The sequence below is a fragment of the Serratia sp. JSRIV002 genome (assembly GCF_019968725.1).
GTDB classification, from domain to species: Bacteria; Pseudomonadota; Gammaproteobacteria; order Enterobacterales; family Enterobacteriaceae; genus Chania; species Chania fonticola_B.
In genome coordinates, this window is the sequence record NZ_CP074143.1 from 21,891 (window position 1) to 40,586 (window position 18,696).

Annotated in this window: 14 protein-coding genes; 5 read left to right on the forward strand and 9 right to left on the reverse strand. The window is 54.2% G+C overall.

The window, feature by feature from the left end; genetic code table 11:
- Window positions 1-31 precede the first annotated feature (31 nt).
- The 9 genes from KGP26_RS00095 to KGP26_RS00135 all read right to left on the reverse strand — a co-directional run bounded on the left by KGP26_RS00095 (window position 32) and on the right by KGP26_RS00135 (window position 10,677).
- The gene (locus KGP26_RS00095; RefSeq protein WP_223498654.1) at window positions 32-1,303 is read right to left on the reverse strand and encodes an MFS transporter; all 1,272 of its coding nucleotides are present in this window, start codon (window positions 1,301-1,303) and stop codon (window positions 32-34) included.
- 82 nt (window positions 1,304-1,385) lie between these two features.
- On the reverse strand, window positions 1,386-3,512 hold the full coding sequence (locus KGP26_RS00100; protein WP_223664864.1) for an alpha-galactosidase: 2,127 nt from the start codon (window positions 3,510-3,512) through the stop codon (window positions 1,386-1,388).
- Between the two features lie 129 nt (window positions 3,513-3,641).
- Window positions 3,642-4,649 carry a LacI family DNA-binding transcriptional regulator gene (locus KGP26_RS00105; protein ID WP_179250964.1) on the reverse strand — a complete coding sequence of 336 codons (1,008 nt, stop codon included), beginning with the start codon at window positions 4,647-4,649 and terminating at the stop codon, window positions 3,642-3,644.
- 118 nt (window positions 4,650-4,767) lie between these two features.
- A complete protein-coding gene (locus KGP26_RS00110) occupies window positions 4,768-5,427 on the reverse strand; it encodes an OmpA family lipoprotein (protein ID WP_115160326.1) in 660 nt (219 codons plus the stop codon).
- 278 nt (window positions 5,428-5,705) lie between these two features.
- On the reverse strand, window positions 5,706-7,142 hold the full coding sequence (locus KGP26_RS00115) for a 6-phospho-beta-glucosidase (protein ID WP_059199251.1): 1,437 nt from the start codon (window positions 7,140-7,142) through the stop codon (window positions 5,706-5,708).
- A gap of 26 nt (window positions 7,143-7,168) precedes the next feature.
- Window positions 7,169-8,677 carry a PTS transporter subunit EIIC gene (locus KGP26_RS00120; RefSeq protein WP_223664865.1) on the reverse strand — a complete coding sequence of 503 codons (1,509 nt, stop codon included), beginning with the start codon at window positions 8,675-8,677 and terminating at the stop codon, window positions 7,169-7,171.
- 176 nt (window positions 8,678-8,853) lie between these two features.
- Entirely contained in the window at window positions 8,854-9,585 is a 732-nt protein-coding gene (locus KGP26_RS00125) for a MurR/RpiR family transcriptional regulator (protein WP_094982478.1), read from the reverse strand.
- 76 nt (window positions 9,586-9,661) lie between these two features.
- Window positions 9,662-10,108 (reverse strand): N-acetyltransferase, encoded by a 447-nt coding sequence (locus KGP26_RS00130; protein ID WP_094982479.1) that lies wholly within the window; start codon window positions 10,106-10,108, stop codon window positions 9,662-9,664.
- Entirely contained in the window at window positions 10,105-10,677 is a 573-nt protein-coding gene (locus tag KGP26_RS00135; RefSeq protein ID WP_218520066.1) for a DNA-3-methyladenine glycosylase I, read from the reverse strand. Before KGP26_RS00135 ends, KGP26_RS00130 begins: the two co-directional genes overlap by 4 nt.
- Before the next feature lie 193 nt (window positions 10,678-10,870).
- On the opposite strand from KGP26_RS00135, the gene KGP26_RS00140 reads away from it, so the two are divergent.
- The 5 genes from KGP26_RS00140 to KGP26_RS00160 all read left to right on the forward strand — a co-directional run bounded on the left by KGP26_RS00140 (window position 10,871) and on the right by KGP26_RS00160 (window position 18,580).
- Window positions 10,871-12,859 (forward strand): autotransporter outer membrane beta-barrel domain-containing protein, encoded by a 1,989-nt coding sequence (locus KGP26_RS00140; RefSeq protein WP_223664866.1) that lies wholly within the window; start codon window positions 10,871-10,873, stop codon window positions 12,857-12,859.
- A gap of 790 nt (window positions 12,860-13,649) precedes the next feature.
- Window positions 13,650-14,393: a LuxR family transcriptional regulator gene (locus KGP26_RS00145; protein WP_218520064.1), complete on the forward strand. Its 744-nt coding sequence runs from the start codon at window positions 13,650-13,652 to the stop codon at window positions 14,391-14,393.
- Between the two features lie 282 nt (window positions 14,394-14,675).
- Entirely contained in the window at window positions 14,676-15,584 is a 909-nt protein-coding gene (glyQ, locus tag KGP26_RS00150; RefSeq protein WP_021181351.1) for a glycine--tRNA ligase subunit alpha, read from the forward strand.
- An 8-nt stretch (window positions 15,585-15,592) separates the two neighbouring features.
- Window positions 15,593-17,662, forward strand: coding sequence for a glycine--tRNA ligase subunit beta (gene glyS / locus KGP26_RS00155; protein ID WP_059199243.1), 2,070 nt, complete (start codon window positions 15,593-15,595; stop codon window positions 17,660-17,662).
- A gap of 198 nt (window positions 17,663-17,860) precedes the next feature.
- On the forward strand, window positions 17,861-18,580 hold the full coding sequence (locus KGP26_RS00160) for a DUF3053 domain-containing protein (RefSeq protein ID WP_059199242.1): 720 nt from the start codon (window positions 17,861-17,863) through the stop codon (window positions 18,578-18,580).
- The last annotated feature ends 116 nt before the right edge of the window (window positions 18,581-18,696 follow it).

The following is an 18,696-nucleotide window of genomic DNA, read 5'->3' on the forward strand; positions in this document are numbered from 1 at the left end:
ACACCAAGCCCAAAGCCGGGAATGACCCTTGTCAGGAGGTGGCCTCCTGCGCTTTAGCCTGCGTCTGGATTTTCTTGCCGGGGCTGCTGAGGGTGAAGACAGAAATCAGCGTGACACCCAAGGCAAGGCAGCCAAGGATCAGGTAAGTGTCGGCGAACCCCATACGGTCATACAGGCTACCTGCAAAGGCAGAGAGGAAGATGGCGGCCCCTTGTTTGGCAAACTGGAAACCAATCAGATAGATCGTGGCGGAAAGGCGGGTATCAAAGTTGGCGGTGATGTACTTGAAGGAGCCGACCAGCAAGAAAGGCACTTCCAGCGCGTGCAGCATTTTCAGCATGATGACTTCCAGTGCCGTTGTGGCAAAGGCGGAGCCAATAATGCGTATGGACATGATGGTACCGGCCAGCAGCAGCGTATTTTTCGCCCCGATGCGGTTAATAATCCACGGCGAGCAGAACATGATCAGCGCATTGGCCAATTCTCCGGCGGTGGTCGCATAACCGAAGACTTCGGTACCGCGCTGGGGCGAGCTGAAGAAGGTTTTGAAGAAGTTGGCAAACTGTTGATCGAACACGTCATAGACGCAGGCTACGCCGACCACATACAGGATGAACATCCACATCTTCGGCATCCTGAACAGCGCTACCACCATCCTCAGGTTGAACTGGCTCTGGTTGGCACCCAGTTTGCCCATGACCATGGCGTTAGGATTTTCGCGCGGGTTGGCCAGGATCAGGAGTAGCATCAGTAGCACTGCGGCTCCAGAACCCATCCAAAAGACGATATCCGGATTGATGTTGAATAACACCCCGGCGGTAGACGCACAGATCCCCCAGCCGAAACAGCCAAACATCCTTGCCTTGCCGTATTCGAAGGCACTCTTGCGGCTGACTCGCTCGATATAAGCCTCAACGGCTCCCGCGCCCCCTGAAAAAGCAAATCCGATATAGGCCCCGCCCACCATGGCTCCGAGCAAGACGTTGATTTTCAATAACGGTGCAAAGACGTAGAGGAAGAAGGGGGCAAAGAAAAACAGCAACAGGGTAATCACCCAAAGCAGATGTTTTTTCAGCCCGAGCTTATCGGAAATAATGCCGAAAATGGGTTGGAAGAGAATGGCAAACAGAGACAGACAGGAAAATACCAGGCCAGTTTCGGTTTTATTCAACCCGATGACTTCAGACAGCCAGATCGGCAGAAACGGAAAGCAGGTGGCCATAATGAAAAAGTAGAGGAAAAAGAAAGCGCCAAATATCCAGAAGTTACGGTTATTTTTATAGGTACAGACGGTGGCGTTCATGGTGATTGTCCTTCCACGACGAGCTTTGGGTGTGCAGCGGCCCGCCGTGGTGAGCGCTGCACCTGCAAATCTATGGGATAACTCAGAGCTGTTCCAGGCCGATCAGCATGGCGCTTTCCGGATCCAGTACCGGTAACGCCAGGCCGACCTGTGCCAGCCATTCCCCGCTAACGTCGCAGGGCTGTTTCATCCAGGCGGGTAACTGGCGCATGGTATGGCCACCCTGCTGTTGGTGAATCAGCGGCGGGGTATCCAGCAGGGTGATCCGATAACGTGCATCCGGCCTCAACCCTGGAATGCGCAAATTACCCGGCAACTGGTGATCCGGCATCGCCAACTGGCTGACCAGAATGACTGCTCGCTCCTGTCCTGGGGCAACCACGCCATTAATCTGGGTGCTTGGGTCGTGATGATCGATACGGATAACATCGCCGCTATGTAGCAGCGGCCGGAGAGATTTGTGCAACGCCACATAGCGGACGAAGCCAAGCTGTTCGGCGTCACCTTCTTTGACCGGGTCGAGTTCGATACCCATGTGACCGAACAGCGCCGTCAGGCCGCGAAAACCGATGCTGTGCTGACGTTCGGTGGCGTGACAACGTCGGTTGCCGATGTGTGAGCCCATCACTTCCGGGGGGAAGAAATAGCTCATGCCGCGCTGAATAGTTTGGCGTTCCAGCGCGTCGTTGTTGTCGGAGGCCCAGAAGCGGTGGCAGCGTTGCAGGACCTCATAATCGATACGGCCCCCACCGGAGGCGCAGGATTCGAATTCCACCTGCGGGAAGCGTTCCCTCAAACTATCCAACAGGCGATAGAATTGCTCGGTCTGGGCTGTCAGCGAGGCGCGGCCAAGGTGAGCGGGTTGCACGATCTCGCGGTTCATGTCCCACTTGATGTAGTCGATATCATGATTGCTCAGTAGCCAGTTCATGCGCTCCAGCAGGTATTCGAAGACCTGTGGGTTGCACAGATCGAGCACGTACTGAAAACGCCCGGTAGGTTGCTGATAACCCGGTAAACCTAATACCCAGTCGGGGTGAGCCCGGAACAGATCGGAATCTGGATTGATCATCTCTGGCTCCACCCAGATACCGAATTCCATGCCTAGTTGTTTAACATGCTCGATCACCGGAGCCAGCCCGTTCGGGTATTTCTTCTCGTCCAGGTACCAGTCGCCAAGTGCCGCGCGATCGTGGTCGCGGCCACGGAACCAACCGTCATCAATGATAAAGCGTTCTACGCCAAGTCCGGCCGACTTGGTGGCCATCTGCATGATGTACTCGGGCTGGTGGTCGAAATAGATGCCCTCCCAGGTATTGAGATGCACGGGACGTGGCTTGTGTTCAGGGAAGTGCAGGATATTCTGGCGGACATAACGGTGAAACTGCTGGCTGAGCGCATTCAGCCCCGTGCGAGAGCTGGCGGCATACAGCCAGGGCGTGCTTAGGCTGGCTCCGCCTTCCAGCTCCTGCTCGCCTGGCAGATACAGGGCCTCTGCCTGCAACAGGCGGCGGCCATCGGTTTTCACATCGGCGCGCAGGCGATGGTTGCCGCTCCAACCGAGATGAATGCCCCAGACTTCCCCTTGTTGCTCGCTGAAGCCACGGCTACCTACCATCATGCCGGGGAAGTATTCATGAGAGCTGCGCCCTCGGCGGTTTTCCTGCAGGTATCCACCATGCTCCAGGGTGACGCGGTGCGGTTGGAACTCGCGGATCCAGCGGCCATGAAACGCCATCACTTCACCAGCACGCTCAGGCAAGGGCAGTGTTAACGCCAATCGGTTAACCCAGTAACGAGCAGCATGATGATTGATCAACGTATGGCGCATCTTTAGCACGCCGCTGGCGCTGTCCAATTGCAGTTCGCTGCGTAGTTGCAGCCCAGCCTGTGGGTCTTCTGCCAGGATCAGTAACTGATTGTCTTGATGCGTGATTTCGCTGGTGGTGAATACGGGTGACCAATCGTAGCCGTCACGATGGCCTTCCACTCCCGGCGAGCCAAACAGACCGCGTCCAGATTCTGCCGCTAGCGTCAGTGGCGCATCGACATCCAGCCTGCCGTTGGGCACTGCCCGGCTCAGCGTCAGGACATCTTCCGGCATAAACCCGCTTAAATGAGGGCCCCAATAGAGAATTTCGGCAAACGGCTGGCAACGAACAATGACGTCGGTCATGGGGCTGGTTAACCGCACAATGGTGGGTTCCATGTTTTGACTCCTTTACGATCTTTGGCTCAACTCAGTGGCCTCATCATTGATCCGAAACGTTTCGGATTAAAACCTAAACGTTTCGGATCTGTGATCTGGTTGGGCAAAAAACGTCGTTGTTTTAAACGATCAGAAGGTAAGGGGGAGCTCGTCAGGGTTGGGTTTTAGCACCGGTTGCCATAGTACCTGTAATTGTTGCAGTGGTTCACCACGGATCAGGCCAAGAGTCATTTGTGCGATTTGTTGGCCGACTTCCGCGCGGGTGGCTTGGACGATGGAGGCTACAGGAAGATCGAGCAGGCTTTCCGCTGGTAATCCGTCATACACCACCAGAGAAACTCCACCGGGGCCGAGTTTATCGGCATCACGAAGCGCCATTGCTGCCCCCTCGCCGTGACCGTTGCAGTCGGTAATGATTGCCGTCGGTGGATCGGCTAACGCCAATAACGCTTGGGTGGTCAGATAACCCGCGCGACGGCTTGGCGTGATACTGCACAGATAATCGTCACGTTGTTGCAGTTGATGGTTGGCCAATCCATCCAGATAACCTTGGCGGCGCTGGCTGATAAATGACTGCTGGTTATTTTCGCCCAGATAGGCAATTTTCCGGTGGCCGAGCGCCACCAGATAGTCCACAGCCATCAGGCTGCCAGCGCGATTATCAAAATCAAACCAGGCGTAATCTTTCACCAGTTGGCTGCGGCCGAGCGCCAGAAACGGGAAGTTTAGTCGCTGTAATTCATGCAGACGCGGATCGTTGTCTAGCGTATGGGCAACAATCAACGCATCAACACGTTTGCTGGCAATCAGGCGAGTAAAGGCATGATGGGGCGCATCATCTGCCACCAATAGCAGATCGATCTCGTGGCGTACCAACTCATTGCTGATACAACCGATCATCTCCATCAAGGTAGAGTTACTTAACGTGTAGTTATTGAAGGGGAAAACCAGACCAACGGCGTCGATTTTGCCCATTTTCAAACGGCGTGCCAGGGTGTTGGGGCGATACCCCAAACGCTCTGCCTCAGCCTCTACCCGTTGGCGCGTATCTTGGGCGACGTCGCCGTAGCCATTCAGGGCGCGACTCACGGTGGTAACGGAGAGATCCAATGCTTTGGCAATCGCTTTCAGGGACATATTTCACTCTACAGAAGGTATTGGGATGCCGGGCGAGAGTAACACAGGCAGAGGAACCGGCGGGAGAGGTGAGGGCAGGAAATGCGAACTGGCGGGGCAAAGGCCCCGCACTGTGGGCTTACAGCGGGCTGAGAGTGATCTCGACGCGGCGGTTCTGCGCCTTGCCTGCGGTGGTGCTATTGGAGGCGATCGGATTATCCGGGCCAGCACCGGTTGAGCGGATGCGGTTGGCAGCGACCCCTTGGGTGATTAGCGCGCTGGCCACACCGTCTGCACGTTGCTGGGACAGCGTCATATTATGCGCACGGGCCCCGGTGCTGTCGGTGTAACCCACCACGTTGACGGCGGTTTTTTCATACTCTTTGAGCACCATCGCCACGCCGGTCAGGGTGTTGGCGCCCGCCGGTTTCAGCGTGCTGCTGTCGGTATCGAAGGTCACGTTGTTTGGCATATTCAGCACGATATTATCGCCCTGACGGGTAACGCTAACGCCGGTGCCTTTCATTTTGTCGCGCAGTTTGGCTTCCTGCACGTCCATGTAGTATCCGGCCCCACCGCCCAATGCGGCCCCGGCTGCGGCGCCGATCAGCGCGCCTTTACCCCGGTCTTTTTTCGATGAAGAGATCATGCCGATACCGGCACCTAGGGCTGCGCCAACGCCAGCGCCAATACCGGCTTTGCCGGCTTCTGATTCCCCGGTGTAAGGGTTGGTGGTACAAGCCGATAGCGTCATGGTAACGGCTACCATACCCGAAATTATCGCAATACGTTTTTTCATTGTTAGTTCCTTTAAAAGCAGGGATATCTGCTGCGCGACTCCAAACTGGAGGCGCTAAATCGTCGGTATTCAGCCGCCAGCCCCAAACGGGCCGCGCAACTATGACGTACCTTTTGGCCCGCAGTTCCGATAAAAATCGTGACAAATTATAAACCTGTAAGCCAGGCAGGAAGGTAGCCGCCAAATCGCCGCTTGGGAACCAGAACAAACTGAATTAATGCAGGAAGGGTTGATCTTTAGGACAAAGGGGCGAAGGGTTTCGCCCCGATGAGATGCGGTTAGGCTAACGTTTCACCATTGCTGGCGATCACGCGGCGATACCAGTCGAAGCTCTGTTTTTTCGAGCGGTCAAAGCTGCCGCTACCGTCGTCGTGCTTATCCACGTAGATAAAACCGTAGCGCTTACTGTATTGCCCGGTGGTGAAGGATACGCAGTCGATACAGCCCCAGGGGGTAAAGCCCATTAGCTCAACGCCGTCGTCGATCACCGCTTTTTTCATCTGCTCGATATGCGAGCGGAGATAGGCGATGCGGTAATCGTCGTGGATCTGGCCATCGGCCTCGGGCTTATCCAGTGCACCGAAGCCGTTCTCGACGATAAACAGCGGCTTCTGATAGCGTTCATAGAGAATGTTGAGCGTATAGCGCAGCCCAACCGGATCGATTTGCCAGCCCCAGTCGGACGCTTTCACATAAGGGTTCGGCACGCTGCCTTCAAAACCGGCCAGGGCCGTGCCCGTCCCGATGGAGTCTGCCTGCACCGCGTTACTCATGTAGTAGCTCAGGCCGATATAGTCTGCACAGCCTTCACGCAGGATCTGCTCATCCTCCGGTTGCATCTGGATGTGGTAACCCTTGCGCTCCCATTCATGCAGGATGTAGGACGGGTAATAGCCGCGCATATGCACATCGCCAAACAGGAAGCGTTCACGCATCGCCTCTTGGGCGTACATCACGTCGTCCGGATTGCAGGAGAACGGATACAGCGGCACCATGGCGATCATGCAGCCAATCTGCAGGGCCGGGTTGATGGCATGCCCCAGTTTGACCACCTGCGCGCTGGCGACAAACTGATGGTGCAGCACCTGGTACATGCACTCTTCCGGATTCGGTTCCTGGGTGAAAATCACCCCTGAACAGCAGTAGCCGAACAGCGGGGTCTTCCAGTTGCGCTGGTTGTTGATCTCGTTGAAGGTCATCCAGTACTTCACTTTGTGCTGGTAACGGGAGATGACCACTTCGCTAAAGCGCACAAAGAAATCGACTACCTTGCGGTTTTTCCAGCCGCCATATGCTTTCACCAGATGCCATGGCATCTCAAAGTGGGAAAGGGTGATCACCGGCTCAATGCCGTATTTCAGCAACTCGTCAAACAGGTTGTCGTAGAACTGTAATCCTTCTTCGTTCGGTTCCAGCTCATCCCCCAGCGGGAAGATGCGCGACCAGGCAATCGAGGTGCGGAAGCACTTGAAGCCCATTTCGGCAAACAGCGCGATATCGCCTTGATAACGGTGATAGAAGTCCACCGCCTCGTGGTTGGCGTAGAGGTAGCCTGGCTCAATGCCGTCGGTGATCACGCGATCGACGCCGTGGGCACCGCTGGACAGCACATCGACGATGCTTGGGCCCTTACCGCCCTGATCCCAGCCGCCTTCAACCTGATGTGCCGCTACCGCGCCACCCCACAGGAAATTATCCGGTAACTGTTTTTTCATAACTTTGCTTCTCTTGGTAGATGAATTTAGGCCATTTCAGGCTTGTTGAGCGGTGCCGTTGGTACAGGCTGTTCTTCTTTGAAGCCGACGATATAGGTTAGTACCGCACCAAGCACAAATGCCACGCAGATGGACAACAGGAAGCCAAGGAACTGCGGCATATGGCCTTCTTTAAAGAACACCGGCAGCACGGCAATCCCCGGCAGGCAATAGCTCCATGACACCGCGTTGAAGGCTCCGGCAATGGAACCGCCGACCGCACCGGCGACACAGCCGCAAATCATTGGGCGTTTCAGACGCAACGCCACGCCGTAGATGGCGGGCTCCGTGATGCCAAACAGGGCGGTCATGCCCGCAGACAGCGAAACGCGCTTCATCTCCGGGTCTTTGGATTTCAAATAGACGCCCAGCACGGCACCCGCCATGGCAAACACCGGCGAGGCTTGCAGGCCGGTAAAGGTGTCATAACCCAGTGTGGCATAGTTCCCCACGGTGACCGGCGTGATCCCCCAGTGTACGCCCAGCGTGACCAACGGCATCCACAGTGCGCCTACCACCGCTCCGGCAATGGAAGGGCTGAGGTGATACAGCGTGTTATAGACTCCACCGATGGCACCGCCAATCATGTTGCCGATCGGGCCAAAGGCCAGCAGCGTCAGCGGCACCATGATCGCGATACAGAACATCGGCGTGAACAGGTTGCGGATCACCAGCGGCAGGATGCGTTCAAAGAAACGCTGCACATAAGACATGATCCAGACCATCAATATGATCGGGATCACCGAGGCGGTGTAGCTGAGATACTGCACCGGCATGCCCAGGAAGGTGAGGGGATCGGCGTTAATCGGGATACCGGCCACCTCGGCCAGCACCCTGGCAATCTGTGGGTTATTGACGGCTTCCTGCATCAAAGCCTGCATGGCCGGATCGGCAGAGTTCACCAACAGGATTTTATTGGCGGTGAGCATGTTCATATAGTCTGGAGAGACCAGCGCACAGGCCGCGATCACTGCGGTGAACGGGTTGACGTTGAATTTTTTCGCGGCGGTGAAGGCCACCATCACCGGCAGGAAGGTGAAGCCGGTCCAGGAAACGAAGTTCAGGATACGATAGGTGCCGCTTGCCGGATCCATCCAGCCCAAGGCAGCAAACAGCGAGATGAGCCCCTGCAACACCCCGCAGGCTGCCAGCGGATACAGGAAGGGGGCGAAGATGCTGGAGATAATGTCCATCAGGCGGCTGACGATGCCGACGTTCGGCGCGCTGACCGCCACGTTCTCATCCATATTGACCAGCTTCAGCACTTCCCGATAGGCATCGCCGACGTGGTTGCCGATCACCACCTGCAATTGGCCACTGGATTCGATAACGGTAATAACGCCTTTGACGCGTTTCAGCGTGTCTTTATCGGCCTGGCTACCGTCTTTTAAAATAAATCGTAAACGGGTGGCGCAATGTGTGACATTAATCACATTATTATCGCCACCAATCAGGCGCACGATCTCTTTTGCCGAGTCAGCATAATTAATTGCCATCAACGTAACTCCATCTGTGGGGTGCAGAAATATCGGGCTTTATTGTAGGTCGAAGGTGATTTCTAAATGGATAGTAGCAAACGGCAAGAGAATGTCACGATATAACAAAATGGCAAAATAGTGATTTGTCACATACAAAAAACAGGGTGTTATTTAACGTGCTTTAACTAATAACATTAATGGCCGAGGCTTTTAGCCAGCTTTTTCCCTATCGCCTCCAACATATACATCACCGGCACCTGGGTGGTGATATCGTATTCGCTGGCAATGCGGATTTGCGGCATGTGGTAAGAGAGGTTAAAGTCCGCCATGCGCGCCAGTGAAGAGGTTTCGCTATTGGTAATGCTGACGATCTTACAGTTATGCAGGCTAAATTGGCTGGCCAGTTTAAGAATTTCCGGCGTTTCTCCAGAAACCGATAAAATAATGGCTACCGCGTTTTTATACATATCGCTGCTGATGGGATAATAAGGATCATCGATATAATTACTGAATTTACCAACGTTAGAGAAAAAACGGGCGCCGTACTTACCTAAGGTGCCGGATGTTCCTGCTCCAACAAAGATGATCCTTTCCGCGTTGGCAATGTGCGCTGCCGCATCCGTAATTAACTGTTCAAACTCTTCATTGTTAATACTCTTGAAGAAGCTGACAATTTCACTGACGCCGGAGGTTAGCAGCAGCTTGTCTTCCTGTTCCAGAAAGAGTTTAAAACGAATGCGGAATTCCGAATAGCCGCTGAAATTCATTTTCTTACAAAAGCGTAATACCGTGGTGGTGGAGACCTTGGCACCGTCCGCCAGCTCGCGAATGGTCATATACATAACCTTGTCCTTATTTTTGATGACGTAGTTGTACACCATCAATTCAAGACCGTTGAGCTTGGATAAGGCGATATGGGTAAACATGCTGGATCTCGTTGACAAGGTTGGCTGCCAAAGTACCAGAAGCGGGCAGGGATGACAAAGCCCGCCCGCCGCTTCTTCAGGGGTAGCGCAGTTCGGTTGCGGCCCAGTTCATGATCAGCGTATGGGCCTGGGTCTCCTGGTTGAACTGGCGTTGTACTTCACTGAACCCATGCTTGCGGTAAAAGGCGCAGGCCCGCAGATTCTGCTCGTATACCTCCAGGCTCAGCCAGCCGTGCTGTTGCTGCACATGCTCCATCAGCGCTGCTCCGACGCCTTGGCCGTGGAAGCTTTCATCGACAAACAGCGCACCCACAAAGCGTTCATCCAGCACGCTGATAAAACCGGCGATCTGCTGGTGGTGCAGATAAACCCAGGTTTTGGCGCGCGGCAGATAGCTTTCACGCACCAACTGGGCGGTTTGCTGCCAATAATCGGCCGCGATAAACGGATGGGCTTGGGTGGTACTTGCCTGCCACAGCGTCATAAGCGGCTCGATATCTGCCGGGACGGCGGTGCGGATCATGCCTGGCGCTGCTTTGGGTGGCAAAAGCACCCGGTAACATGATCGTTCACCAGGCCGCTGGCCTGCATAAAGGCATAGCAGGTGGTTGAGCCGATAAATTTAAAGCCGCGCTTTTTCAACGCCTTGGATAGGGCATCGGACTGTTCGGTTTTGGCGGGGACTTCGCCAAGTGCCTGCCAGTGATTGATCATCGGCTTGCCGGTGACGAATTGCCAGATAAAGGTGACAAAATCCTCTCCGGCGGCTTCCATCGCCAGATAAGCCTTGGCATTGTTGATAATCGCCTCAATCTTGCCGCGATGGCGGATGATGCCGCTGTCTTGCATCAGCGTTGCCACGTCTTGCTCGGTCATGGCTGCAATGTGCTGCGGATCGAAATTGTGGAAGGCACGGCGGTAGTTTTCACGTTTTTTCAGCACGGTGATCCAGGAAAGACCGGCCTGCTGGCCTTCCAGGCACAGCATTTCGAACAGCTCGCGTGCGTCGGTGGTGGGTACGCCCCATTCCTGGTCATGATACTCAAGATATAGCGGATCGGCGGTAACCCAACCGCAACGTTCGATGGCCATACGAGGATTCCTTTTGCTGTATTTATTTACAGGTAATCATCGCCGTAAGTTGCCTGCTTGGCAACCCTTCGCACGATTTATCGTCAGTTAACTTGACGTTATGTGAATCCCCGCAATATTTACTACACGGCTATGGCGATAACTGCCAACGATAAGAACAGGATTTCCTCTATTTATGACTAGGAGTCTATTTATGCCTCTGAAAAGACAGGGTAAGCACACCCCAACGGTGCTTGCCGTGGCGTTAGCTTTTTGCCTCAGTGCTACGGCACAGGCTTACGATCAACTGTACGTGTTTGGTGACAGCCTGAGTGATACCGGCAATAACGGCCGCTTCACTTATGACAGTAACCAACATCGGCTGTATGACGAAATACTGGGGCAGCGCATCGGTGCCGCGCTGGTGGCGTCCGATAGCGGTGGCTACAACTATGCTGCCGGTGGTGGCGTGGCCGTACCGGCGCTAAACCCGGCGGACAATACCGAGGATCAGCTACAAAGCTACCTTGCGCGGGTTAACGGCAGGGCCGACGGCGACGGTCTGTATATTCACTGGATTGGCGGTAACGATCTGGCCGCCGCGGCGATGAATGTGGCAACCGCACCGGAGGTGGCCTATACCAGCGCCTTGGCTGCGGCGACTCAGGTGCACGCTTTATTGAACGCCGGTGCCGGGACGGTGATAGTGCCAACGGTACCCAATATCGGCTCAACCCCGCAGTTGATGGAACTGATTATCCAGCAGGCGCTGGGGCCAGTGCAGGGCGCGGCCATACTGGCGGCGTACGGCAAGCTTAATACTCTCGCCACGCCGGATAACGCTTCGCGCCAGCAGGCGATCCATCAGGCTTTAGGTGCCGCGGCACAGCAGGCCAGCAGCAATCCTCTGGTGCAACAGGCCATCGCTGCCCAACTGAGCGCGGCTTTTGACAGTTTCAGCGCCCAGGCGGCCCAGCTTACCGATTTTTATAACCAGAGCGAAGATCGCCTGTTGGCTCAGGGCGGCGGTAATATCGTGCGCGTAGATGTCAACAAACTGTTCAGCGAGGCGATCGCCAATCCGGGCCAGTTTGGTTTTACCAACACCGCCGGTATGGCCTGCCCAGCGGGAGTTTCTTCGGCGGTATGCAGTTCGTCCATGCCAGGCTTTAACAGCGAGCAGGCTTATCTGTTTGCCGATCATTTCCACCCTAGCCCACAGGCTCACCAACTGATCGCCGATTATATTCAGGCGGTATTGGATGGCCCGGCGCAGGCAGTGGCACTCAACCAGGCAACCGCCGCCTTCGCGCGTGATAGCCGTGCTACCCTGGACAGCCGTTTTCAGCAGTTACGCACCAGCAGCAATCCGCAGGGGTCATTTGGCGTGTTCGGCGGCTATGCCGGGCAACGTTACGATTATTCTGCCAATACGGTTTCCGGGGATGGCGACGCCACCACGCATAACCTAACGCTGGGCGTAGATTATCAACTGACGGATAAGTGGCTGATAGGTGCGTTGATCTCAGGTTCCAACGACAATCAGCAACCTTCCAGCCGTTACGATTATAAGGCGCGTGGCGTGCTGCTGTCGGCCTTCAGCTCAGTAACGCTGTTTGAGCAGGGATGGGTCAATGCCGATTTGCACTATGCCAGCGTGAATTACGACGATATTAATCGCAGTATGCAGCTGGGTTCGCTAACCCGCACAGAAACCGGCGATACCGATGGTAAGCAGTGGGGCGCACGCGTTACTGCGGGGTATGACTTCCCAATCGCTTCGTACCTCACCACTGGGCCGATGGCCCAGTTTGCCTGGGATTACAGCAACGTCTCCGGTTATAGCGAGAATGGCGACGACAGTACGGCCATGCGTTTCAACGATCAGACCTATCATTCGCAGATTGGCGCTGTAGGATGGCGATTGGATAGCCAACTTGGGGTAGTTAATCCCTACGCGGAGGTGAGCTATCAGCATCAGTTCGGTGATGGCGTTTACCGGGCAGGCGGTGGATTGAAATCGACCCAGACCTCATTCACCCGCGACAGCGCCAGCCAGGATAAAAACTGGATGGATATCACCTTGGGGGCGAATATGCCATTGAGCGATCGGGTGGCGGCCTTTGCGACGGTTTCGCAAACCAGCGGCTTGAGCAGTGGTGAGCAATTTATGTACAATTTGGGGGTCAGTGCGCGTTTTTGAAGAATGGCTTTAAACTTAATTGCCCGGTGCCAGACGGTTTGGTGCCGGGAAGAATAGGAGGGAGTTGTGCTTACCATTATTACGGGACAGTGCCTGACATCAGGGGCTGTCAGCCCTGTTAGCCATCGTCTTGCCCAAGCCCTTCACCGAAAAAGTACAGTGTCTGACTGTACTTTAGTATAACTATCATTTGCTCCTAAAAGACTTTATCGTTACGGCATAAGAGCAAAAGATTTAAATAAAAAAACTGATCCCGTTTAAAGGATCAGGAGCCAATTCGGCCAACACCAGGGAAATTTTGTTGTCATTATTATAAATAACAGGTTGTCTGTCAATTGTTCTCTCGCTCGCCAATCAACGAGTGGGAGCGCTTTTGCGTGCCTGAAATATATAAAAAACGTATCAATCTCAGCCCCTATCATTAGTTTTTTAGCTTTAACCTGTTATTAACAATCAGAAAGTGAGCTATTATCAGATATGACGTGGTGTTTTTTGCCGAATGTTAACATTTTTGGCAAAAAAACACCCAATGAAAAACACTTCAGCAACTAAAAAATTTATCACGCAGACTGTCGTAAACCCGTTATTAGCGCAGTGAAAAAATCAGGCTTTGATATCTTGGGGTGAACGTGGTTAAAAAACACAGTTCTTTCATTAAATATATCAAGCATTAAAATCATCACGGAATTTTTTTACTCACTATGAATTTTCTGTTTTTTTTTATGATAAAATATTACCTCTATGCTGTCCTCTGAAATTTGTAACGGGAATTTCAATAAGGAGACTTTGCGTGTCGAGTTTATTCTTTAATAATGAATTTATTAACTCAGTCATAAAGAGTTATTTGGAGGAAAACTTACAAGAGTATAACAGCATAAAGTACGCTTATGCGATCATGAGCAAAATAAACCCTGCCGATTTCGCCATCATTTCTAACAAAACAGAATGGTTTGAGTTTTACACCGCAAATAACTACCAGTTTATCGATCCGGTATTGATTACGACATCCCGGCGAGTGACTCCCTTCGTCTGGGATGAAAATATTAAGAACGGCTCTGGGTTAAAACACCCCAATATTTTTGAGATGGCCAAGAATTATAACATCATCAATGGCTATACGTTTGTGTTGCACGATCATAATAATAATCTGGTGGTGCTGTCTCTTTTTATGGATGACTCCTGTGACGAAAATATAGAAGAGATTATCAAAGAGAATCAACATAAACTGCAAATGCTGTTGATCACCGTGCATGATAAATTAACCGCACTTTATCACGAACTGAATAACACCAGCGATGATGACCAAATCAACCAAAAAGAGCTGTTCTCCAAGCGCGAGAATGAGGTGATTTACTGGGCAAGCATGGGAAAGTCCTATCAGGAAATCGCGCTGATTTTGGGGATCAAGCTCACCACCGTAAAATATCATATCGGCAACGTGGTCAAAAAATTAGGCGTTACCAATGCCAAACATGCCATCAGGCTTGGCGTCGAACTGAAGCTCATCAGGCCGGTGCTTTACGAGCGGGAATGAGAGTGGCCAAGCGCTCAACGTTGCCTTCCGGCTTGAACGTATCGATGATCAATGTCGGATGGTGTAGCGGTTGCTTAGGCCGCCCCTATTCATTGAGGCTTATCGCCTGGCTCAATCTCGTTCAGGCAACAGCTATCGACTCGATCCCTTCCTAACTGGCCGCGCAGCGCGATTTTTTCACGAAGATTGACACTTGCTGCGGGATTCTGGCTGTATATCTTACGGTCAACGGGTATACTGACCCATTCTGTTAAATCCACTTGTATCGCGTGCGAAATCAACATGCAAAAGTTTGATACCAAGACCTTTCAGGGTCTGATCCTGACACTACAGGACTATTGGGCGCGCCAGGGCTGCACCATCGTGCAACCGCTGGACATGGAAGTTGGCGCGGGGACATCCCACCCGATGACCTGCCTGCGTGCACTGGGCCCGGAGCCAATGGCCACCGCCTATGTGCAACCGTCTCGTCGCCCAACCGACGGCCGTTACGGGGAAAACCCGAACCGCCTGCAGCATTACTACCAATTCCAGGTGGTGATTAAGCCATCGCCAGAAAACATTCAGGAACTCTACCTGGGTTCCTTGAAGGAACTGGGTCTGGATCCGACCATCCACGATATCCGCTTTGTGGAAGACAACTGGGAAAACCCGACGCTCGGTGCCTGGGGTCTGGGTTGGGAAGTGTGGTTAAACGGCATGGAAGTCACGCAGTTTACCTATTTCCAGCAGGTTGGTGGTCTGGAGTGCAAACCGGTCACCGGTGAGATTACCTACGGTCTGGAACGCCTGGCGATGTACATCCAGGGCGTGGACAGCGTCTACGATCTGGTTTGGAGCAATGGCCCATTGGGCGTTACCACCTACGGCGACGTGTTCCATCAGAACGAAGTGGAGCAGTCCACCTATAACTTCGAATACGCCGATGTCGATTTCCTGTTCTCCTGCTTCGAGCAGTACGAGAAGGAAGCACAAACGCTGCTGGCATTGGAGAAACCGCTGCCGCTGCCGGCTTATGAACGTATCCTCAAGGCTGCTCATACCTTCAACCTGTTGGATGCACGCAAGGCGATCTCGGTTACCGAGCGTCAGCGCTATATTCTGCGTATTCGCACGCTGACCAAAGCCGTTGCCGAGGCCTACTACGCTTCCCGCGAAGCGCTGGGCTTCCCAATGTGTAACAAGAAGTAGAGGCAGCTATGACACAACAGACTTTCCTGGTGGAAATCGGCACGGAAGAGCTGCCGCCGAAGGCTCTTCGCTCACTGGCAGAAGCCTTTGCCGCCAACTTTACCGCTGAACTGGACAACGCTGGCCTGGAACATGGCGAAGTGAAGTGGTTTGCCGCTCCGCGCCGCCTGGCGTTGAAAGTGGCGGATCTGAGTGCTGCGCAGGCCGATCGTGAAGTTGAAAAACGCGGTCCAGCCATTGCCCAGGCGTTCGATGCCGAAGGCAAACCGAGCAAAGCGGCCGAAGGTTGGGCGCGTGGCTGCGGTATTACCGTCGATCAGGCCGAGCGCCTGGTGACCGATAAAGGCGAATGGCTGCTGTATCGCGCCCATGTGCCTGGCCAATCTGCCCAGCAACTGCTGGCCGGTATGGTGAGCACCGCGCTGTCCAAGCTGCCAATCCCGAAACTGATGCGCTGGGGTGATAAAGAAACCCAGTTCGTCCGCCCTGTGCATACCGTGACCCTGCTGCTGGGTGCAGAATTGATCCCTGGCACCGTGCTGGGTATCGACTCTGCCCGCACTATTCGCGGCCACCGCTTTATGGGTGAAGCCGAATTCACCATCGATAATGCCGATCAATACCCGCAGATCCTGTTGGAGCGCGGCAAAGTGGTGGCGGATTATCAAACCCGTAAATCCTTGATCAAGCGTGATGCCGAGTTGGCTGCACAGCAGATTGGCGGTAAAGCCGATCTGAGCGAGAGCCTGCTGGAAGAAGTCACCTCGTTGGTCGAATGGCCAGTGGTGCTGACCGCCAAGTTCGAAGAGAAATTCCTGGCGGTGCCGGCGGAAGCGTTGGTGTACACCATGAAGGGCGATCAGAAGTATTTCCCGGTGTATGACGCCGCGGGCAAACTGCTGCCGAACTTTATCTTCGTCGCCAATATCGAATCGAAAGATCCGCAGCAAATTATCTCCGGTAACGAGAAAGTGGTGCGCCCACGTCTGGCGGATGCCGAATTCTTCTTCAATACCGACCGCAAGCAACGCCTGGAAGACAACCTGCCGCGTCTGGAAACCGTGCTGTTCCAACAGCAACTGGGCACCCTGCGCGCCAAGACCGACCGTATTCAGGCCATGGCTGGCTGGATCGCTGGCCAGATCGGGGCTGACGTCAACCACGCCACGCGTGCGGGGCTGCTGTCGAAGTGCGATCTGATGACCAACATGGTGTTCGAATTCACCGACACCCAAGGCGTCATGGGCATGCACTATGCGCGCCATGACGGTGAAGCCGAAGACGTGGCGGTAGCGTTGAACGAACAGTATCAACCACGCTTTGCCGGTGATGAGCTGCCGCAATCGTTGGTGGCCTGCTCGTTGGCTATTGCCGACAAAATGGACACCCTGGCCGGGATCTTCGGCATCGGGCAACATCCAAAAGGCGATAAAGACCCGTTCGCACTGCGCCGTGCTGCGCTGGGCGTACTGCGTATTATCGTTGAGAAAAACCTGCCGCTGGATCTGCAAACCCTGACCGAAGAGGCTGTCCGCCTGTATGGTGACAAGCTGACCAACGCCAAGGTCGTAGATGAGGTTGTCGACTTTATGCTGGGCCGTTTCCGCGCCTGGTATCAGGAAGAAGGTCACGCGGTGGATACCATCCAGGCCGTGTTGGCTCGTCGCCCAACCAAGCCAGCAGACTTCGATGCGCGGGTAAAAGCGGTGACGCATTTCCGTACGCTGGAAGCAGCAGCGGCATTGGCGGCTGCCAACAAGCGCGTTTCCAATATCCTGGCTAAATCCAACGATACGCTGCTGGACCAGGTCCACGCATCGGTATTGAAAGAACCGGCCGAACTGAAGTTGGCAACCCACTTGGTGGTGCTGCGCGATAAGCTGCAACCGTTCTTCGCCGAAGGCCGCTACCAGGAAGCACTGGTAGAACTGGCCGCACTCCGTGAAACCGTGGATGCGTTCTTCGACGGCGTGATGGTGATGGCAGAAGATGAAGCGGTGCGCGTGAACCGCCTGACTCTGCTGAGCAAGCTGCGTGAGTTGTTCTTGCAGGTCGCGGATATCTCCGTACTGCAATAATGGTGTAAAGCCCAAGAAAAAGCGCCTGCGGGCGCTTTTTCTTCTCTGATGGCGGCCGCGCAACGGTGAGTTATTCTGCGAGCCTCGCACAATCACATTTCGTATCGCTGGCAGTTGATCTATTCTTGTAGACGCACGGAGGGCGGCAGACGGCATGGAATCCGATAAAAGACACGTTTATAACAGGAGTTATGTCACATGGCTGTAGGGATCCAGAGCAGAAGTTTCGCGCGTTGGCTGGCACCGGTGTTGGCATTGTTGGTGGTTATGCAACTGACCGCCTGCGGCGATAAAGAGCCGGAGCAGCGCAAGGCATTCGTTGATTACTTACAGAATACGGTCATGCGCAGTGGCGTACATATCCCGACGTTGAGCGAAGATCAGAAACAGAAATTCGGTGCTTATACCAGCGATTACGCCATTCTGGTGGGCTTTTCCCAGCAGTTGACCAAGTCGGTGGACGCCAGCCTGACCCCGGCGCTGGAGCAGGTTAATCAGATCCGCACCGCGCAGGACTACATGAGCAAGCGCGATAGCTTGCAACAGTCGATCGGCGCGTTAAACCTGCTGGGCCAGCAGATCCAGACTGCCAAGGCGCAGGCGGATACCGCTCGTGCGGCGCTGAAACAGCCGGACGACCTGAAAGCGGTGTACAACCAGGCGTATGACAAGATCGTTACCGCACCGGCCAATGCGCTGATGCCAGCGATCCCAACCACCGCCGGTTTTGTCCAAGACCTGGTACAGGTAGGGGATTTCCTGCAGGCCCAGGGCAATCAGGTCAGCTTCAACAACGGTGGCGTGCAGTTCCGCACCCAGCAGCAGGCGACGCAGTACAACACCATGATGTCCAATCTGGTGGCCAAGCAGCAGGACTTGCTGAACGCACAGAAAACCGTGCTGGCGGTAATGCAATAACCTTCGTTCTAAACAATGTATGTGGGCCAGCGTTTGGTACCACATACATTATTCCGCTTTTTTCCAACTCCTTACCCCTCCCTCCCCCACGTATTTTCTGTACTACACTTCACTTA